This is a genomic window from Streptomyces nodosus, from assembly GCF_008704995.1.
In the GTDB taxonomy this organism is placed as follows: Bacteria; Actinomycetota; Actinomycetes; order Streptomycetales; family Streptomycetaceae; genus Streptomyces; species Streptomyces nodosus.
In genome coordinates, this window is sequence record NZ_CP023747.1 from 3,133,950 (window position 1) to 3,152,303 (window position 18,354).

Sequence of the window (18,354 nt, forward strand, 5' to 3'; positions counted from 1 at the left end):
GTGGCCGGACGATTCGCCCAGCGCCCCACCCCCGCGACCGCGCGCGGTGGGCATGTCGTCGTGCCCCCGGGTGTGCCACGGCCGGCCCCGGCGCCGGGCCGTCGGCGGACCTGGACCCCGCCCGGACCGCTGGACCTCGGGCTGGTGCTCGGGCCGCTGCGGCGCGGCCCCGGGGATCCCACCTTCCGGGCCACCCCGGACGGTTCGGTGTGGCGGACCGCCCGTACGCCGACGGGACCGGGCACCCTCCGGGTCGCGCTGCGGGCCGGCACCGCCGCGGCGGAGGCCTGGGGCCCCGGGGCGGAGTGGCTGCTGGAACAACTGCCCGAGATGCTCGGCGCATCGGACGATCCCGACGCCTTCCGGCCACGGCACCGGCTGCTCGCACTGGCGTGCCACCGGCGGCCCGGGCTGCGGCTGACGCGCACCGGGCTGGTGCTGGAATCGCTGATTCCGTCGGTCCTGGAACAGAAGGTCACCACGGACGAGGCATACCGGGCGTGGCGGCTGCTGATACGGAAGTTCGGGGAGCCGGCGCCGGGACCCGCGCCGGAGCGGATGTGGGTGATCCCGGCACCCCGCACCTGGGCGCTGATTCCGTCCTGGGAGTGGCACCGGGCCGGGGTCGACGACAAGCGCGCCTCGACGATCCTGCGGGCGGTGCGGGTCGCCGCACGCCTTGAGCAGTCGATGACGATGGAGCCGGCCGAGGCACAGGCCCGGCTCGAGGTGGTGCCCGGCATCGGGCCGTGGACCTCCGCGGAGACCGTGCAGCGCAGTCACGGTGCGGCGGACTCGGTGACCGTCGGGGACCTGCATCTGCCGGGCATCGTGGGACACGCCCTCGCCGGGGACCGCAACGCCGACGACGCGGCGATGCTGTCGCTCCTGGAACCGTATGCGGGTCAACGGCACCGGGCGGCACGGCTGATCCTGCTGAGCGGTGCTGTGCCGCCGCGGCGCGCCCCGCGGATGCGACGGGGGGACATCGGACGGTTGTAGGCGGCCGGGCGCCCCTCCGTGGAGCGGGCACCCGGCGTCCTGCGGCGCCCGGGGCGTGTCGCCTACTGGTCCGAGGAGAAGCGCACCGCGCCCGCCGGGATCCTGGCGTCGCACCAGACCCGCACTCCGTCGCGGAGTTCGTTGTCCGCGCCGACCACCGCCCCGTCGCCGACCACCGTGCCGGTGAGGACCGAGCGCCGGCCGATGCGGGAGCGGGCACCGATCAGCGAGTCCGTGATCACCGCGCCCGGCTCGACGACGGCGCCCGCGAGCACCGTGCTGCCGAAGATCCGGGCGCCCTCCCCGACGAACGCGCCGTCGCCGACCACGGTGCCGCCCGTCAGCTTGGCGTCCATGGCGACCGATGCCGTCGGCAGGATCAGCCGGTCGCCGCAGCGGCCGGGCACGGCCGGGGAGGGGGCACGCCCCAGGACCAGATCGGCCGAGCCGCGGACGAAGGCCGCCGGGGTGCCGAGGTCCAGCCAGTACGTCGAGTCCACCATGCCCTGGAGATGGGCACCGGCGGCCAGGAGGCCGGGAAAGGTCTCCCGCTCGACCGAGACCGGCCGGCCCGGCGGGATGGTGTCGATCACCGAGCGGCGGAAGACGTACGCCCCGGCGTTGATCTGGTCGGTGACGATCTCCTCCGGGGTCTGGGGCTTCTCCAGGAACGCCGTCACCCGGCCCGTCTCGTCCGTGGGGACGAGACCGTAGGCCCTCGGGTCCGTCACCTTGGTGAGGTGGAGGGACACATCCGCGCCCGTCGCCGCGTGGGTGCGGACCAGGGCGCGGATGTCGAGGCCGGTGAGGATGTCCCCGTTGAAGATCAGGACCGGGTCGTCGGGGCCCGAGTGGAGGCGGCTCGCCACATTGCGGATGGCTCCGCCGGTGCCGAGCGGCTCCTCCTCCGTCACATACTCCAGCCGGAGGCCGAGGGCGGAACCGTCACCGAAGTACGGCTCGAAGACCTCGGCCAGATAGGACGTGGCGAGCACGATGTGCTCCACGCCCGCCGCTTTCGCCCGCGCCAGTTGATGCGTGAGGAACGGCACTCCGGCCGCCGGGACCATCGGCTTCGGGGTGTGCACCGTGAGCGGGCGCAGCCGGGTTCCTCTGCCGCCGACCAGGAGAATCGCTTCTGTCACCTGTCGTCTCTGCTTCCTGCCGGGACCGGCCGAACTGTCCATCGGCCGGCCAGTGTATGCAGACCGTGTTGTGAGGACCCCTAAAGGTGTTCCGGAGGACCGTGAGAGGCGGGGAGGTACCCAGCCGGGTGCCGACCCCCCTTCTCAGCGGCCCTGCAAGCGGGCCGCGGTGGAGCGGACCGAGCCGAGTCTGTCGTAGAGCAGCTTTCCCGGGCACTCCGTGGCGAATCCGTCGCGATGACCGGAGATCACATTCAGTCGTGCGTTCTCACCCTTTGGGTAGAGATTGCCACCCGCGGACTGAAGGTATGTCCTGCCACGCGGATCCACGCCGTACAGGCCGAGTTTCCAGGCCGAGACCGCGGCGACGGCGTCCACCGCGGCGGCCGACGGAGCGGTTCCGGTGTAGGTACCGAGGACGGCGATCCCCGTGGTGTCGCTGTTGAACCCGAGGGTGTGGGCGCCCATCACGGGCTTGTCCACGCCTCCCGCGCGGCCCTCGTAGATGTTCCCGCACTTGTCGATGAGGAAGTTGTAGCCGATGTCCCGCCAGCCACTGCTCACCACGTGGTAGCGGTAGATACTGCGGATGACCGACGGGGCTTGCGCGCAGGTGTAGTTGTTCCCCGTCGCGGTGTGGTGGACGAAGGCCGCCTTCAGACCGCCCGTGTAGACGAAGCCGGACTCGCGCAGGTTCTCGTCGGCGCCCCAGCCGCTGCGGGTGACGATGCGCGGGCGCGGGGCGGTGTACGACTCCGCACCGGCCCTGCGCCTTCCGGGCGCCTCGTCCGCCCTTCCGGCCGGCACCCCCTTCAGGACGTCCGCGGTCGCGGGCAGCGCCGGGAGCACCGGTCTGTTCAGGGGGGCGAGGCCGGCGTCGACGGCGGCCTCGATGGAGCCCAGCCCGGGCACACCTCCGTCCGGCTCCTGGGGCGAGGCGGGCCGCCCCGCCTGACCGGGCGCGCCGACCGCCGTTCCGGGGTCGACCAGTTCGACCCGCAGCCCGTCGGGGAGGGCGGGCACCCGGGTCCCGCCGGGCTGCTCCGCCTCGGCGCGCACCCGTACCTCCACGCCGTCGGATTCGCCGACCCACAGCGGGGCCGTCGCTCCGCGCATCCGATCCGAACGGCCCTCCGCGGTGCCCGGGTCGGGTCCGTGGCCGTGGTGGTCGTTCTCGACCTCCTGCCAGGCCGACCACCGGTTCGTGGCCCGCAGCCGGGTACGGATCTGGACATGGCCGTGCAGTTCGGTGCCCGGGTCGTCCCAGACCACGCCGACCAGGGAGAAGGACGGCACGGTCCGAGGGGCCAGCCCCTCTTCGGGCGCCCCGCCGGCGGCACGGTCGGGGGTGAGGGGCCCGAGGGCCAGGGAACGGGTGCTGCCGGGGACGGCCGCCCGGTCGGGCCCTTCGGAGGACGACACACCGCGTACCGGGGCCGGTCCCGGGCCGGGTGTGCGGGGTTCGGCCGCCGCGGCCGGGAGGGCGAAGGACAGGGCCAGTGCGGCCGTGCAGCTGACGCCGATCGAGGAAGCAAGGTATCCACGCATGCCCACGATCTTGGACATAGTCAGACATATATGTCTATCCAGGAACTGACGGGTCGTCCGGTCGCGCTCCGCCGAACCGGTGGCCCGCCCCCACCCCGGCCACCGAGCCCCGGCAGCTGCCCCCGCGTACTCTTGCGCGCGTGAACGCCACCGACCGGACCCCCGCCGACCTGCTGCGATCCGCCCTCACCGCGGACCCCGCACGCCCCCTGGTCACCTTCTACGACGACGCCACGGGCGAACGCGTCGAACTCTCCGTGGCCACCTTCGCCAATTGGGTGGCCAAGACCGCCAACCTCCTCCAGGGCGATCTCGCCGCCGAACCCGGCGACCGGGTCGCCCTGCTGCTGCCTGCGCACTGGCAGACGGCGGTATGGCTGCTCGCCTGCGCCTCCGTCGGCGCCGTCGCGGACATCGGCGGCGACGCTGGGGCCGCCGATGTCGTCGTCAGCGGACCCGAGACCCTCGACGCCGCGCGCGCCTGCTCCGGGGAACGCGTCGCCCTCGCCCTGCGCCCCCTCGGCGGCCGCTTCCCGCGGACCCCGGACGGCTTCGCCGACTACGCCGTCGAGGTGCCGAGCCAGGGCGACCGCTTCCAGCCGTACGCACCGGTCGACCCGGAGGAGCCGGCGCTGATCGTCGCGGGGGCGGAGCTCACCGGCGCCGAGGTGGTGGAGCGGGCCCGCGCGGACGCGGCGGAGCTGGGCCTGACGGGACCCGACTCGCGCCTGCTGTCCGGACTGTCGTACGACACCTGGGAGGGGTTGAGCGCCGGGCTGTACGCCCCGCTGGCCACCGGGGGCTCGGTGGTGCTGTGCCGGAACCTCGGACAACTGGGCGAGGACGCGCTCGCCAAGCGGATCGAGAGCGAGCGGGTCTCGGCTACGGCGCTCCGCTGAGATCCGCCGGGCGTCGCGTCCGGATCACCCGTCGGCACCGGGAGGAAAGTCGTGGGCGATTCGGCGCGGCGATCGGGCGGCCGTACGAGGTGACGGTGCGAAGTCGTACCGCGACGGAAAGTCCGGCAGAAAGGGAACGTCGGCCTGCCACTTCCCCGATGGCTCTCCGGGTCTCGCACCACTTTCCGCGAGAAACACCGCACCTCGGGACGCCCATGAGTAAAGCACACGCCAAGAAGATGACCGCCCGGGCCAAGAACTCTCTGAGAAATAGGGCGGATTGCCCAGTTGTAGGGGAGTGCAATTTGTCACGGCCGTCGCTTGACGGGGAACCGGGCGGATAGTGTGAGCGCTCCGGTGCACACCCCATGAGGTCCGACCTGGGTTCACGCACTGGTTCCAGAGACCCGAGCGCCTTGAGGGGAAGGCGCCGCGTGGCCCCGACGGAGGATTCAGACAACCGTGGACGCGCAAGGCCGTGGGCGGGCGGACAACATGGACCCCGCAGACCAGTGGGTGCTCAACCCGGATACCGGTGAATACGAACTGCGACTGCCTTCTTCCGCACCGCAGTCACCCGTACCGAGACCGCGAGGGGGGGCATCCGCGCGCGCCGGGCAGAAGAGCGCGCGCTCCGCTTCCGGCGCCCGGAAGACGTCGCCCGATGCGGGCGTCCCGGATACGGACGTCCCTGATACGGACACCCCCGACACGGACACCGTTCCGGGGCCGCGCCGTCGCCGGGGCGCGCCCGCGGAGCCGTCGCCGGGACGTCGCCGTGGGAAGTCCAAGAAGGGCAAGAAGGGCAAGGCCAAGAAGGTGCTGCTGTGGACGGGGGGCAGCCTGGCCTTCGTCCTGGTCGCGGTCACCGCCTCCGGTTACCTCTACCTCAAGCACCTCGAGGGGAACGTCACCACGACGGACATCGGCAGCGCGGGGAAGAAGAGCTTCAGCAAGGACGAGGCCTTCAACATACTGATCATCGGTACCGACAAGCGCACCGGCAAGGGCAACGAGGGCTACGGGGACGCGGGCAGCATCGGCCACGCCGACACCAACATCCTGCTGCATGTCGCCAAGGACCGTTCGAACGCGACCGCGCTGAGCATCCCGCGCGACCTCGTCGACGACATCCCCGACTGCCCGACCAAGCAGCCGGACGGCTCCACCAAGGTCATCCCCGGCACGCTGCAGCACCGCTTCAACGAAAGCCTCGGCCAGGAGGGCCGCGACCCGGGCTGCACGATGCGCACGGTCGAGGCGATCACCGGCATCACGCCCGACCACTTCATGATGGTGGACTTCAATGCCGTGAAGACGCTGACCACGGCGGTGGGCGGGGTCGACGTCTGCGTGGCCAAGGACATCGACGACTCGAAGTCCCACCTCAAGCTGTCCAAGGGGACGCACCCGATCGAGGGCGAGCAGGCCCTCGCCTTCCTGCGCACCCGGCACAGCTTCGGCAACGAGGGCGACCTGGACCGCATCAAGGCGCAGCAGCAGTTCCTCGGCTCGCTGGCCCGCAAGATGACCTCCAGCGACACCCTCACCGACGCCGGCAAGCTGCTCGATCTGGCGGAGGCGGCCACCAAGGCGCTCACCGTCGACAAGGGCATCGGCAAGGTGAGCACGCTCAAGGACGTGGCGCTGGAGCTGAAGAAGGTGCCGCCGAAGAACATCACCTTCCTGACCGTGCCGGTGAAGGACAACCCGGCGGACGGTGTCGTCAAGAAGACCGTCATCCTCGAACCGAGCCAGGCCCCCGCGGTCTTCGAGGCGATCAGGAACGATGTCTCCTTCACCGAGGTGAAGAAGAAGGAGAAGGCCAAGAAGGACGCCGCGGCCGCCCGTCTCAAGGGCTCCCGCTCGACCGCCTCCGACATCCGGGTCGACATCTACAACGGCGGTGCTCAGGGCGGCTCCGCACAGGAGACGCTCAGCTGGCTTCAGGTCCAGCAGGGCGTCACCAAGTCCAGCCAGCTCGGCAACGCGAAGGAAGAGCTCGCCAAGACGACCCTCGAGTACTCCCCGGACCAGGCCGACCAGGCACGCAAGCTGGCGGACATCATGGGGCTGCCCGGATCCGCGCTGAAGCCGGGCGAGAGCGAGACCAACGCCCAGGGCCTGCCCGCGATGATCCTGACGCTGGGCAAGGACTTCAAGGGCGCGGGCGTACCGCTCACCGCTCCCACGAAGGCGCCGGAGGTCGAGAAGTCCACGGCCGACAAGGCCCAGTGCGCTTCATAGGGGACCCGAGGGCCCCCGGGCACTTCTGATCCGATGCGACCGCATCCCGACGGGCGTGCATCCCGTCGGGCACTTCGAGCGTCCAACAGGACGCGGAACACATTTGGCGGGGTGCGACGGGCGCCCCGCCCACAGCGGTGGTTCCGGAGACGCGACGAGATGTCCTCCCGGGCCTTGGGACGGATCCGCTTGTCGGTCGCGGGATGGGGAGGCCAGGAACTTGGTGCAGAGCGTGCGGTCGAAGAAGGCCCGGCCCCATGACGGGCGAGCCGGTGAACTGGGCTGGGACGACAGTCTTTACGGAGAGAACGGCGACGGCGTTCAGAACGGCGGCGGCCAGGGCGGCGGGCGCGTCCACGACGGCCAGGTCAAAGAGCGTCCCCGCCGCAGGCGCCGCGTCCTGCGCTGGTCGGCCACCGTCCTGTCGGTCGTCATACTCGGCACCGCGGGAGCGGGTTACGTCTACTACCGGCATCTGAACGACAACCTCAAGAAGGGCGACCTCAACCTCGGCGAGGCCAAGGACAGGGCAGCCGCGCCGACACCGAACGCCGCGGGCCAGACCCCGCTGAACATCCTGCTCATCGGGTCGGACGCACGGGACTCCGCGGAGAACCAGAAGCTCGGCGGGGCGCGGGACACCTTCGGCGGAGCACCCCGCGCCGACGTCCAGATGCTGCTGCACCTCTCGGCGGACCGCACCAACATGTCGGTGGTCAGCATGCCGCGCGACACCCTGCTGCAACTCCCCAAGTGCACCGACCCCGAGACCCATCAGGTCTATCCGGCGACGACGTCCCTGGCGATGACCAACGACTCGCTGGGCCGCGGCGGTCCGGGCTGCACGGTCGCCACCTGGGAGAAGCTCACCGGCATCCATATCGACCACTTCATGATGGTCGACTTCGCGGGCGTGGTGTCGATGGCGGACGCGATCGGCGGCGTCCCGGTGTGTGTGGACAAGAGCATCTACTCGCACACCTCGACCGGACACGGCTCGGGTCTCAAGCTCAAGGCCGGCACCACCTCCGTCAAGGGCAAGCAGGCCCTTCAGTGGCTGCGCACCCGCTACGGGTTCGAGGACGGCAGCGACATAGCCCGGACGAAGGCCCAGCACCAGTACATGAGCTCGATGGTGCAGCAGCTGAGGGAGAACGCCACCCTGAGCAACCCGTACAAGCTGCGCAACCTCGCCGAGAAGGCCACCGACGCGCTCACCGTCGACAAGGGGCTCGGCTCCGTCACGAAGCTCTACGACCTGAGCACCGAGCTGAAGAAGGTGCCCACCGAGCGCATCACGATGACGACGATGCCGTACGTCTACGTCGGGGTTCGGGTAGTGCCCAAGGAGGGCGACGCGGACCAGCTCTTCCGCCTGGTGCGCGAGGACATCCCGCTGGACGGCAAGAACACGAAGAAGAAGCCCGTGGCCGAGAAGACCGAGGCTCCGCTGGACAGCGACGACAAGATCGCCGTACAGGTGCAGAACGGCACCCGCTCGTCCACCCTGGCGCCGGCGTCCGGACGGGCGAGCGCGGTGGCCCAGCTGCTGGTCGGCAAGGGCTTCACCGCGGCCAGGGCCGACTCCTCCACGCTGCTCTCCGAGGAGAAGACGGTGATCCGCTTCCCCACCGCGGACCTCAAGGGCGACGCCCAGCGGCTGGCCGACGTGCTGGGGCTTCCGTTGAGTTCGGTGCAGCAGTCGACGGATGTCTCCGGAGTCACCCTGGTCGTGGGCTCCGACTGGCGGACCGGCACCGACTACAAGGCGCCCGCGGAGGACAACACCACCCCGGAGTCCGCGAACATCCTCAACGGGGCCGCCAAGGAGTGCATGAAGGTGGACCCGAGCTACTCCTGGTGACCGCATGCATCGGGGCCCTCCCGCAGGGGGAAGGGCCCCGGGCGCGCCGGACGGGCGATGCGGTCAGTCGGCCGCGACGACCGCGGGCCGCCGGGACGCGATGACCTTCTTCGCCAGCGCCTTCGGGCTGGTCAGAAAGCCCCAGCCCCAGGACATGTGCATGGTGGCGAGGGCCACCGTGACACAGACTCACCAAGGCATGCACAGAGGCCCTCGTAGCCTCTTGGCGTCTTGCATGGAGCCGCTACACAAGACGGACAGCGTCAACTCCCTTGCATAGCAAGGGCTTTCGCCTGTTGATCTTTCATGCAAGCATCTAGACATGAACATTACTAAAAAGTTCGGAACAGTTCTTTCCTCCCTTGCCGCGCTGATCGGCTTCGGTATCGTCGCCGCCCCCAGCGCCGCCGCTTCCACGCCGTCCTCATGCTCGAGCGTCTCCCAGATCGGGACGACGCGCGTTCTGACCGTGGGAGGAATGGAAGCCGCGTCCGTCAAGCAGTACTACGGCTGCGGCTACAACTACGCCTACATCTACGTCTGGCAGCAGTACCGGGACACGCACTCCTCTTGGGACCTTTATGTGAAAATTGTCAATGAGTCGGACTCCGGCACCGACTACGGCCAGGCGACCGTGAACAAAACCACGCGTTCCGAGCTGTGGGGTCCTGCGGCCAACACTTCCAAATACTGCACGCACGCCACCGGCTACCTGAACTCGACCGGAGGATCCACCAGCTCCGTGTGCTGACATCCATTCGCTGCGTCGGCCCGGGAACGCTCAGGTTCCGGGCCGACATGCGTCCACCCGTTGCAGGGGGCATAGACCTCTGTGCTGCGTGGGCGCCCAGGGCCCTCCCGGGTATCGGACCGATCAGGCCTCGCTGACCACAGCCGGCCGCCGGGACGCGATGACCTTCTTCGCCAGCGCCTTCGGGCTGGTCAGAAAGCCCCAGCCCCAGGACATGTGCATGGTGGCGAGGGCCACCGGGATCTGGAGCCGTGCCTTCAGCGGCAGGCCCCCGCCCGCCGGGAGGGAGCCGGCGACGATCGCCGCGAGATAACCGCCGGGGATCACCAGGCCCCACGGGGTCAGCGCGGCACCCGCCACGATGCCCGCCGCTATCGCGCAGACCGCGGTCGGCGGGGCGAGATAGCGCAGATTGATGGAGCCCTCGTGGTAGCGGGCGACGACATGCCGCCAGCGCCCGTAGTCCTTGTACTGCTTGGCGAGGGCCCGCACCGAGGGCCGGGGACGGTACGACACCTTCAGCTCGGGCGAGAACCAGATGATGCCGCCCGCCTCCCGGATCCGGAAGTTGAGCTCCCAGTCCTGGGCGCGGATGAACTCCTCGTTGTAGCCGCCCTGTTGCTCCAGAGCCTCACGACGGAAGACCCCCAGGTAGACCGTCTCCGCCCGGCCGGCCTCACCGCCCGTGTGGAAGGCGGCGTTCCCGACTCCTATCTTCGAGGTCATGGCGGCGGCGACCGCGCGCTCCCAGTCGTTCTCGCCCTCGGCGTGCATGATGCCGCCGACGTTCTGCGCCCCGGTCTCCTCCAGGAGACGCACCGCGGTCGCGATGTAGTTCGGCGAGAGCATGCCGTGGCCGTCGACGCGGACCACGACCGGGTGGCGCGAGGCCTTGATCGCGGCGTTGAGCGCGGCGGGCGTGCGGCCGGTCGGGTTGGGGACCGTGTGCACACGCGGGTCCTCACGGACCAGCTCGGCCGCGATCTCGTCCGTGCGGTCCGTGGACGGACCGAGGGCGATCACGACCTCCATCTCGCCGCCGTACTCCTGGGCGAGGATCGCTTGGACGGCTCCGCGCAGATGCCGTTCCTCGTCGAGAACCGGCATGATCACGGACACGGCGGGCAGCTGCACGTCGGGCTTGGTGTTCATAGGGGGCTCACGTTACCGCGAACGGGGGATACCGGTGCGCGCCGCCCGGGCGCCGCCGGGGGCCGGGAATCGTACCGGCCTACGGTGCTCAGGGATCCCACGCCCAGCCCCGCGGAGGTCTCCCCTGTGCCCACGCAGACCCGCTCGCCCGCGCGCCGTCAGCCGGCCCGCCGGACTCCCTCCCGACGGCCGCCCGTCCGGTGGAAGAGGCCCCGCTGGGCCACGCGGACGGCCACCCTGTTGTCCGTGGGGGTCCTCGCCGCGGCCGGCATCGGGCACGCGGTGATCGCCGGTCTCGACGAGAGCATCCCCCGCGTCGATCCCTTCAAGGACATGAAGAACCGCCCGGCGGCGGGCCACGGGATGAACCTCCTGCTGGTCGGCACCGACGGCCGGGAGAAGATCTCGGCCGAGGACCGGCGGGCGTACCACCTAGGCGGGACCGCCTGTCACTGCACCGACACGATCATGATCGTGCACCTCTCGGCGGACCGGGACCGGGCCACCGTGGTCAGCCTGCCGCGCGACTCGTACGCCGAGGTGCCGGAGCACGCCGACCCGACGACCGGGGCCCGGCGCGAGGCCCGTCCGCTCCGGCTGAACGCGGCCTACGCGGAGGGCGGCCCGAATCTGACCGTGCGCACCGTGGAGAGCATGACCCATCTCAAGATCGACCACTATCTGGAGGTCGACTTCGTCAGCTTCATGAAGACGGTGGATGTGCTCGGCGGTGTCCGGATCTGCACCACGCAGCCGCTGAAGGACTCCTACACCGGGCTCGATCTGGCGGCGGGCTCTCATCTGCTGGGCGGCGGACAGGCGTTGCAGTACGTACGGTCCCGGCATGTCGACGGGGCCTCCGACCTGGGCCGGATGCAGCGGCAGCAGCGGTTCCTCGCCTCGCTGTTCGACCGGGCGACATCCTCGGGCGTGCTGCTGAACCCGATGAAGTTCCGGGATGTCACGGGGGCCGTGCTGGGTTCGGTGCGGGCCGACCGGGGGCTGGGGACGGACGAACTGCTCCGTCTGGGCCGGGCGATGCGCAACTTCTCGCCGCGCTCCTCCGAGTTCACGACGGTGCCGATCGGGGAGATGACCTTCCAGGTCAAGGGCCTGGGCTCGACGGTGAAGTGGGACGAGGCGAAGGCCCGGGAGCTGTTCCGCGCGCTGCGTGACGACAAGCCGATCGCCCCTCGCCGGCCGACGAGGAAGGGCCCGTCCGCGGTGAGCGTGGACGTGCCCCCGGACCAGATCCGGGTGCAGGTCGAGAACGGGACGACCACGGACGGACTCGGCAAGCGGATGGACGACGGGCTTGCGGCCACCGGCTTCCGTACGACACGGCAGCCGACGGCCGCGACGGACCACCCGGTCCCGCACACGGTCGTCCTCTACGACCCGCGCTGGGACCGCTCGGCGAAGGCCCTGGCGGCGGCCCTCCCGGGCAGTGAACTGCGCGCGGCACCGGGCCAGGGGCCGACGCTGAAGGTGATCGCGGGGCCGGACTTCAAGGAGGTGCGGCGGGTGAAGGCGGCGGAGCCGCCGAAGCCGCAGGAGAGCGAGCAGACGGTGCTGACGGGCGACGAGGCGGTGTGCCGGTAGGGGACGGCCACGCGGGGCGGCGTCCTCCGTCGCCCCGGCCCCGGCGCCCTGCCCGTCACCTCAGGTCCTGGTACCCCTCCGCCGCCCTCCGCTCCCGCAGTTCCTTGATCGCGCGACGGCGGGCCAGTCGGTGGGTACGGCGGATCTGGGCCTCCTGGTAGCGGCGCTCGTCCCGCTGTGTCTCCGGGACGACCGGCGGCACCGGCCGGGGCTTGCCGTCGGCGTCGACCGCGGTGAAGACGAGATAGGCGGAGCCGACCTGGGTGGGCGGCGTCGACTCGTTCCAGCGCTCGGCCAGGACCCGTACGCCGACCTCCATCGAGGTGCGGCCGGTCCAGTTGACCTGAGCCTTCGCATGGACGAGGTCGCCGACCCTGACCGGCTCGAGGAACGCCATCTCGTCCATGGACGCGGTGACGGCCGGTCCTCCGGAGTGCCGGCCGGCCACGGCTCCCGCCGCGTCGTCGACAAGTTTCATGATCACGCCACCGTGCACGGTGCCCAGCAGATTGGTGTCGTTGTGGGTCATGATGTGGCTGAGGGTGGTCCGGGAGGCGGAGGTGGGCTTCCCGGGGAGATCACCCGCGGTTTCGACCGGAAATTCTGTTTCCGGGGCGGGGGCCTGGTCTGTCATGGCGTCCACCTTATGCCGGGCCACCGATCCGGGATTTTTGTGTCAGCTTCGCAACAGCCCCGATCCCGTTTCTCGCCGACCCTTGTGGGGTCCGTACCCCGACCCGGCACACTGGGGGCCATGAACGATTGGCCCGAGGGATGGCCCGACGACCAGCGCCGCCGAAACCGTCAGGGACGCGGCGGCCCCAGCGCGCAGCCCGAGGGCCCGCGTGTGACGCGGCAGGTCCGGCGCACGCCGGGCGGCCCTCAGCCGGCGCCGCCGTACGGCGGGGTGCCACGGCAGCCGACGTACCAGGACGGTCCGGGCTACGACGACGGCTACAACACGGGCCAGGTCTACGGCGCCCAGGGCGGCGGTGCGCAGGGGCCGGGCGGCGGGGGGCCGTACGGCTCGCGCCCGGCGCCCAATTGGCGGCGCCGGATCAAGTGGACCGCGATCACCCTGGTCACCGTGCTGGTGGTGACCTCGGTGGCCACCTACTTCTGGGCCGACTCCAAGCTCCACCGGGAGGTCGACCTCTCCAAGGTCATCGACCGGCCCGAGGCCGGCAAGGGCACCAACTATCTGATAGTCGGGTCCGACAGCCGCGCAGGCATGTCGGACGAGGACAAGAAGAAGCTGCACACCGGGTCCGCCGAGGGCAAGCGCACGGACACGATGATGATCCTGCACACCGGCGACAACGGCCCGACGCTGATCTCGCTGCCCCGTGACTCCGATGTGGAGATACCGACGTACAAGGGCTCCACCTCCGGCAAGACCTACCAGGGCACCGGCCGCCATGTGAAGCTGAACGCGGCCTACGCGGAGGACGGCCCCGAACTGCTGGTCCGCACCGTCGAGTACAACACCGGGCTGCACATCGACCACTACGCGGAGATCGGCTTCGGCGGCTTCGCGAACATCGTGGACGCGGTCGGCGGCGTCGAGATGACCATCGACAAGGGCTTCAAGGACAAGTACTCCGGTGCCGACTTCAAGGCGGGCAAGCAGAAGCTGGACGGCGAACAGGCCCTCGCCTTCGTCCGCACCCGGCACGCGTTCGCCGCGAGCGATCTGCAGCGCACCAAGAACCAGCAGAAGTTCCTCGCCGCCCTGGCCCACCAGGTGGCGACCCCGTCGACCGTGCTGAACCCCTTCAAGCTCTATCCGACGCTGGGTGCGGGCCTGGACTCCCTGACGGTCGACACCGATATGAGCCTGTGGAACCTGGCCTCGATGTTCTGGGCGATGAAGGGCGTCAGCGGCGGCGACGGCACCTCGATGAACATGCCGCTGGCCGGCTCGACCGGCGGCAATCTGCTGTGGGACAAGGCCAAGGTCAAGAGTCTGGTGAACGAGCTGAACAACGACGACAAGGTGACGGTCTCCGGGGACTGAGCACCGGCGTCCGACGCCCGAGGGGCCCCGCCGAGCGATCGCGCTCGGCGGGGCCCCTCGCGTTCTCCCCGGGACCGGGCAGGTCCCCGGCAGCCCGGCGCCCGGGACGCCACGCACGGCCCCCGGTTCTCAGCAGGCGCAGAGGCAGAACGGGTGCCCCGCGGGGTCCGTGTAGACGCGCCAGGTGCGTGAGCGGTCCTCCGTGTCCAGCGGCCCGGCACCGAGCGCGAGAACACCCTTCTCGGCCGCGTCCAGGTCGTCGACCGTCAGATCCAGATGGAACTGCTGCGAGTGATCGGGCGCGGGCCACTTCGGCGGTACGAACCCGGGCGCGGCCTGGAAGGCCAGCGAACGGCCGTCCGGCGCCTTCAGGACGGCCCACTCGTCGTCGCCCTCCACCGTGCCGCCCAGCACCTCGGCGTAGAAACCGGCGAGCGCACGCGGGTCGGGACAGTCCAGGACGACGGCGCCCAGCTTGGCGAGAGCCATGGCTCCCCTCACTTTCTCTCGGCTTCCTCTCGGACACCTCTCGGACACCTCTTGAAGAGGGAGTCACCCACGGAGGCGCGTTACTCATGGAGCGCCTCAACGGGTAACCGTTACCGCATGCTGCCCTATCGGGGGTAACGTCGCAAGGGGAAAAGAAGCACGGGGGAACCGAGAGGTAACGTCGCGTCCATGAGGTCGCAGACATGAGTGAGAGACCCCCCGCTCCCGGCGGTCTCGCCCTGGTGGAGGCCCTGGTCAACACCGTGGACCTGGAAACGGGCGCGGACCGGCTGGACACCCCCGAGGGCCGCGCCGAGTTCGGCGTCGACGAGGGGGAGCTGGCGGACGTACGCGCGCTGCGGGAGTCGCTGCGCGCCGTCTGTCTGGCCCACGCGGGCCACCCCCCGCACCGCGCGGTGACCCCGCTGGGCGAGCTGCTCGCGGGGGCACCGCTGTATGTGGCCGTGGACGCCCGGGACGGCTCGGCGGCCCTCGCCCCCGCCCAGGACGGACCCCTGCTGTCCCGGGTGGCGGCGGCGGTCGCGGAGGCGCTCACCGCGGGCACCTGGCTGCGCCTCAAGGCCTGCGAACTGCCCGAGTGCCACTGGGCGTACTACGACCGCAGTCCGGCCGGGAAGGGCCGCTGGTGCTCGATGTCGGTGTGCGGCGCGCGCGCGAAGATGCGCCGGTACCGGGCGAAATAGGCGCCCGATCCGGCCGGTTGGCGCTCGCGCCGGGCGGTCGTGCGGCAGAATGCAACAGGACGCCGGTCCGGCCGACTGAGCCTCGGCCGGACCGGCGTCACCCGCTCTCCGTCCGCCGTTCCGGCCGTACCCGGCCCTCGGACGGCGCCGCGCTCAGGCGGTGGGGCGGCCCATCGCCCGGTAGGTCCACCCCGCCCGGCGCCACAGCTCCGGGTCGAGGGCGTTACGGCCGTCGAGGAGCACCCGGGAGGTCGCCGCCTCGCCCAGCTCGGCCGGGTCCAGCTCGCGGAACTCGCGCCACTCCGTGAGGTGCAGCACGACATCGGCGCCGCGGACCGCTTCGAGGGCGGAGCCGGCGTACCCGAGCGTGGGGAAGAGCCGGCGGGCGTTCTCCATGCCCTTGGGGTCGTAGACGGTGACCTGGCCGCCCTGGAGGTGTATCTGTCCCGCGACGTTCAGCGCGGGCGAGTCGCGAACGTCGTCGGAGTCCGGCTTGAAGGTGGCGCCGAGCACCGCGACCCGCCGGCCGAGGAAGGAGCTGCCGCCCAGCGCCTCCCGCGCCATCTCGACCATCTGCCCACGGCGGCGCATGTTGATGGAGTCGATCTCCCGCAGAAAGGTCAGCGCCTGGTCGGCGCCCAGCTCTCCGGCGCGCGCCATAAAGGCCCGGATGTCCTTCGGCAGACAGCCGCCGCCGAAGCCGATGCCGGCCCGCAGGAACTTCCTTCCGATCCGGTCGTCATGCCCGATGGCCTCCGCCAGCTTGGCCACATCGCCGTCCGCGGCCTCGCAGACCTCCGCCATCGCGTTGATGAAGGAGATCTTGGTGGCCAGGAAGGAGTTCGCGGCGGTCTTCACCAGCTCGGCGGTGGGGAAGTCGGTGACGACGAAGGGCGAGCCCTCGGCCACCGGGGTCGCATACACCTCGCGCAGCAGCTTCTCGGCGCGCTCGCTGCGCACGCCGACCACGATCCGGTCGGGGTGCAGGGTGTCCTCGACGGCGAAGCCCTCGCGCAGGAACTCCGGGTTCCAGGCCAGTTCGGCGTCCGCGCCCGCCGGGGAGTGCTCCACGAGATAGGCGGCCAGCCGGTCCGCGGAGCCGACCGGCACCGTGGACTTGCCGACGACCAGCGCGGGGCCCGTCAGATGCGGTGCGAGGGAGGCTAGCGCGGCATCGACGTACGACATGTCGCAGGCGTACTCGCCGTGCTTCTGCGGGGTGTTCACACAGATGAAGTGGATGTCGCCGAACGCGGCCGCCTCGGCCCAGTCCATCGTGAAGCGCAGCCGCCCGCTGGACCCCTCGATGCCGGCGACATGCCGGTGCAGCAGTTCCTCGAGACCGGGCTCGTACATGGGGACCCGGCCCCGCTGGAGCATCTCGATCTTCTCGGGGACGACATCGAGCCCCAGTACCTCGAACCCGAGCTCGGCCATGGCCGCGGCGTGTGTGGCGCCGAGATAGCCGGTGCCGATCACGGTGATCCTGAGGCTCATGGGTGCTCCCGTCCGATAGGCGCCGACCCACGGGAGCCGCCGTCGAGGGGGTGTTCCGGGGCGGCGGGCGGGTGCGGCGGTGAACCGGTGCCCGAGCATAGCGGGGCGGTCCCGGGGGCAGTCTCCCCGCTGTCGCCAAGCTCACGTACGCCCCCCATGGACGTACCTCTAAAATTCGGGTTACTTAACGGTAGTTAGCGTCAGCAGCACCTCTTTGGGAGCGTGAGAGACCTTGGCCGGATCGGCTGACTTCAACCTGTACCGCCCGTCGGAGGAGCACGACATGCTCCGGGACGCCGTCCGTGCGCTGGCCGAGGCGAAGATCGCGCCCCATGCCGCCGCGGTGGACGAGGAGGCCCGCTTCCCGCAGGAGGCGCTGGACGCCCTCGTGGCGGGCGACCTGCACGCGGTGCATGTGCCCGAGGAGTACGGCGGCGCGGGCGCGGACGCACTCGCCACGGTCATCGTGATCGAGGAGGTGGCGCGCGTCTGCGCGTCCTCCTCGCTGATACCGGCCGTGAACAAGCTGGGCTCCCTCCCGGTGATGCTCTCCGGCTCCGAGGAGCTGAAGAAGCGGTACCTGGGCCCGCTGGCCAAGGGCGACGCGATGTTCTCGTACTGCCTGTCCGAGCCGGAGGCGGGCTCGGACGCGGCCGGCATGAAGACGAAGGCGGTCCGGGACGGCGACCACTGGATCCTCAACGGGGTCAAGCGCTGGATCACCAACGCGGGTGTCTCCGAGTACTACACGGTCATGGCGGTGACCGACCCCGAGAAGCGCTCCAAGGGCATATCGGCCTTCGTCGTCGAGAAGTCCGACCCGGGGGTGTCCTTCGGCGCTCCGGAGAAGAAGCTCGGCATCAAGGGCTCCCCCACCCGCGAGGTCTACTTCGACAACGTCCGGATCCCCGCCGACCGCATGATCGGCGAGGAGGGCACCGGCTTCGCCACCGCGATGCGCACCCTGGACCACACCCGCATCACCATCGCCGCGCAGGCCCTCGGCATCGCCCAGGGCGCCTTCGACTACGCCAAGAACTACGTCCGGGAGCGCAAGCAGTTCGGCAAGCCGATCGGCGACTTCCAGGGCGTCCAGTTCATGCTCGCCGACATGGCGATGAAGATCGAGGCCGCCCGTCAGCTGACCTACACGGCCGCGGCCAAGTCCGAGCGCGGCGACAGCGACCTGACCTTCCAGGGAGCCGCGGCCAAGTGCTTCGCCTCCGACGCGGCGATGGAGGTCACCACGGACGCGGTCCAGCTCCTCGGCGGCTACGGCTACACCCGCGACTACCCGGTCGAACGCATGATGCGCGACGCCAAGATCACCCAGATCTATGAGGGCACGAACCAGGTCCAGCGGATCGTGATGGCGCGCAACCTGCCGTAGTGCGCGGCCTGTTGCGATGATGCGCGGTGGTTTCGGGGCACCCTGCG

Annotated in this window: 15 protein-coding genes and 1 pseudogene; 9 read left to right on the forward strand and 7 right to left on the reverse strand. The window is 70.5% G+C overall.

Going from position 1 to position 18,354, the window contains the following annotated elements:
* Positions 1-1,002 carry a DNA-3-methyladenine glycosylase family protein gene (locus tag CP978_RS14135; RefSeq protein WP_043440817.1) on the forward strand — a complete coding sequence of 334 codons (1,002 nt, stop codon included), beginning with the start codon at positions 1-3 and terminating at the stop codon, positions 1,000-1,002.
* A gap of 62 nt (positions 1,003-1,064) precedes the next feature.
* On the opposite strand, the gene manB is transcribed toward CP978_RS14135, so the two are convergent.
* Positions 1,065-2,147 carry a mannose-1-phosphate guanylyltransferase gene (manB, locus tag CP978_RS14140; protein WP_043440819.1) on the reverse strand — a complete coding sequence of 361 codons (1,083 nt, stop codon included), beginning with the start codon at positions 2,145-2,147 and terminating at the stop codon, positions 1,065-1,067.
* Positions 2,148-2,291: 144 nt separating this feature from the next.
* Positions 2,292-3,695: a peptidoglycan recognition protein family protein gene (locus CP978_RS14145; protein ID WP_227745370.1), complete on the reverse strand. Its 1,404-nt coding sequence runs from the start codon at positions 3,693-3,695 to the stop codon at positions 2,292-2,294.
* 140 nt (positions 3,696-3,835) lie between these two features.
* Here CP978_RS14145 and CP978_RS14150 point away from each other — a divergent pair, with 140 nt between their 5' ends.
* The 3 genes from CP978_RS14150 to CP978_RS14160 all read left to right on the forward strand — a co-directional run bounded on the left by CP978_RS14150 (position 3,836) and on the right by CP978_RS14160 (position 8,705).
* Complete coding sequence (locus CP978_RS14150; protein ID WP_043440823.1) at positions 3,836-4,594, forward strand: TIGR03089 family protein; 759 nt, start codon at positions 3,836-3,838, stop codon at positions 4,592-4,594.
* A 462-nt stretch (positions 4,595-5,056) separates the two neighbouring features.
* Positions 5,057-6,841, forward strand: a complete 1,785-nt coding sequence (locus CP978_RS14155; RefSeq protein ID WP_043440826.1) for an LCP family protein — start codon at positions 5,057-5,059, stop codon at positions 6,839-6,841.
* Positions 6,842-7,061: 220 nt separating this feature from the next.
* Positions 7,062-8,705: an LCP family protein gene (locus CP978_RS14160; protein WP_043440829.1), complete on the forward strand. Its 1,644-nt coding sequence runs from the start codon at positions 7,062-7,064 to the stop codon at positions 8,703-8,705.
* A gap of 63 nt (positions 8,706-8,768) precedes the next feature.
* Here CP978_RS14160 and CP978_RS14165 read toward each other — a convergent pair.
* A pseudogene (locus CP978_RS14165) lies at positions 8,769-8,888 on the reverse strand (glycosyltransferase family 2 protein); the annotation flags it as partial.
* Positions 8,889-9,027: 139 nt separating this feature from the next.
* On the opposite strand from CP978_RS14165, the gene CP978_RS14170 reads away from it, so the two are divergent.
* Positions 9,028-9,456, forward strand: coding sequence for a hypothetical protein (locus tag CP978_RS14170; protein ID WP_144401450.1), 429 nt, complete (start codon positions 9,028-9,030; stop codon positions 9,454-9,456).
* A 123-nt stretch (positions 9,457-9,579) separates the two neighbouring features.
* On the opposite strand, the gene CP978_RS14175 is transcribed toward CP978_RS14170, so the two are convergent.
* Entirely contained in the window at positions 9,580-10,608 is a 1,029-nt protein-coding gene (locus CP978_RS14175) for a glycosyltransferase family 2 protein (protein ID WP_043440830.1), read from the reverse strand.
* A 126-nt stretch (positions 10,609-10,734) separates the two neighbouring features.
* Between CP978_RS14175 and CP978_RS14180 the strand changes: the two genes are divergently transcribed.
* On the forward strand, positions 10,735-12,210 hold the full coding sequence (locus tag CP978_RS14180; RefSeq protein ID WP_435857921.1) for an LCP family protein: 1,476 nt from the start codon (positions 10,735-10,737) through the stop codon (positions 12,208-12,210).
* Positions 12,211-12,265: 55 nt separating this feature from the next.
* On the opposite strand, the gene CP978_RS14185 is transcribed toward CP978_RS14180, so the two are convergent.
* Entirely contained in the window at positions 12,266-12,844 is a 579-nt protein-coding gene (locus CP978_RS14185) for an acyl-CoA thioesterase (protein ID WP_043440833.1), read from the reverse strand.
* Between the two features lie 120 nt (positions 12,845-12,964).
* Between CP978_RS14185 and CP978_RS14190 the strand changes: the two genes are divergently transcribed.
* Complete coding sequence (locus CP978_RS14190) at positions 12,965-14,227, forward strand: LCP family protein (protein WP_043440835.1); 1,263 nt, start codon at positions 12,965-12,967, stop codon at positions 14,225-14,227.
* A 129-nt stretch (positions 14,228-14,356) separates the two neighbouring features.
* On the opposite strand, the gene CP978_RS14195 is transcribed toward CP978_RS14190, so the two are convergent.
* Entirely contained in the window at positions 14,357-14,716 is a 360-nt protein-coding gene (locus tag CP978_RS14195) for a VOC family protein (RefSeq protein WP_043440838.1), read from the reverse strand.
* 203 nt (positions 14,717-14,919) lie between these two features.
* Between CP978_RS14195 and CP978_RS14200 the strand changes: the two genes are divergently transcribed.
* Positions 14,920-15,420: a CGNR zinc finger domain-containing protein gene (locus CP978_RS14200; RefSeq protein ID WP_043440840.1), complete on the forward strand. Its 501-nt coding sequence runs from the start codon at positions 14,920-14,922 to the stop codon at positions 15,418-15,420.
* 153 nt (positions 15,421-15,573) lie between these two features.
* On the opposite strand, the gene CP978_RS14205 is transcribed toward CP978_RS14200, so the two are convergent.
* The gene (locus tag CP978_RS14205) at positions 15,574-16,917 is read right to left on the reverse strand and encodes a UDP-glucose dehydrogenase family protein (RefSeq protein ID WP_043440843.1); all 1,344 of its coding nucleotides are present in this window, start codon (positions 16,915-16,917) and stop codon (positions 15,574-15,576) included.
* Between the two features lie 232 nt (positions 16,918-17,149).
* Between CP978_RS14205 and CP978_RS14210 the strand changes: the two genes are divergently transcribed.
* Positions 17,150-18,307 carry an acyl-CoA dehydrogenase gene (locus CP978_RS14210; protein WP_043440845.1) on the forward strand — a complete coding sequence of 386 codons (1,158 nt, stop codon included), beginning with the start codon at positions 17,150-17,152 and terminating at the stop codon, positions 18,305-18,307.
* Positions 18,308-18,354: the final 47 nt, after the last annotated feature.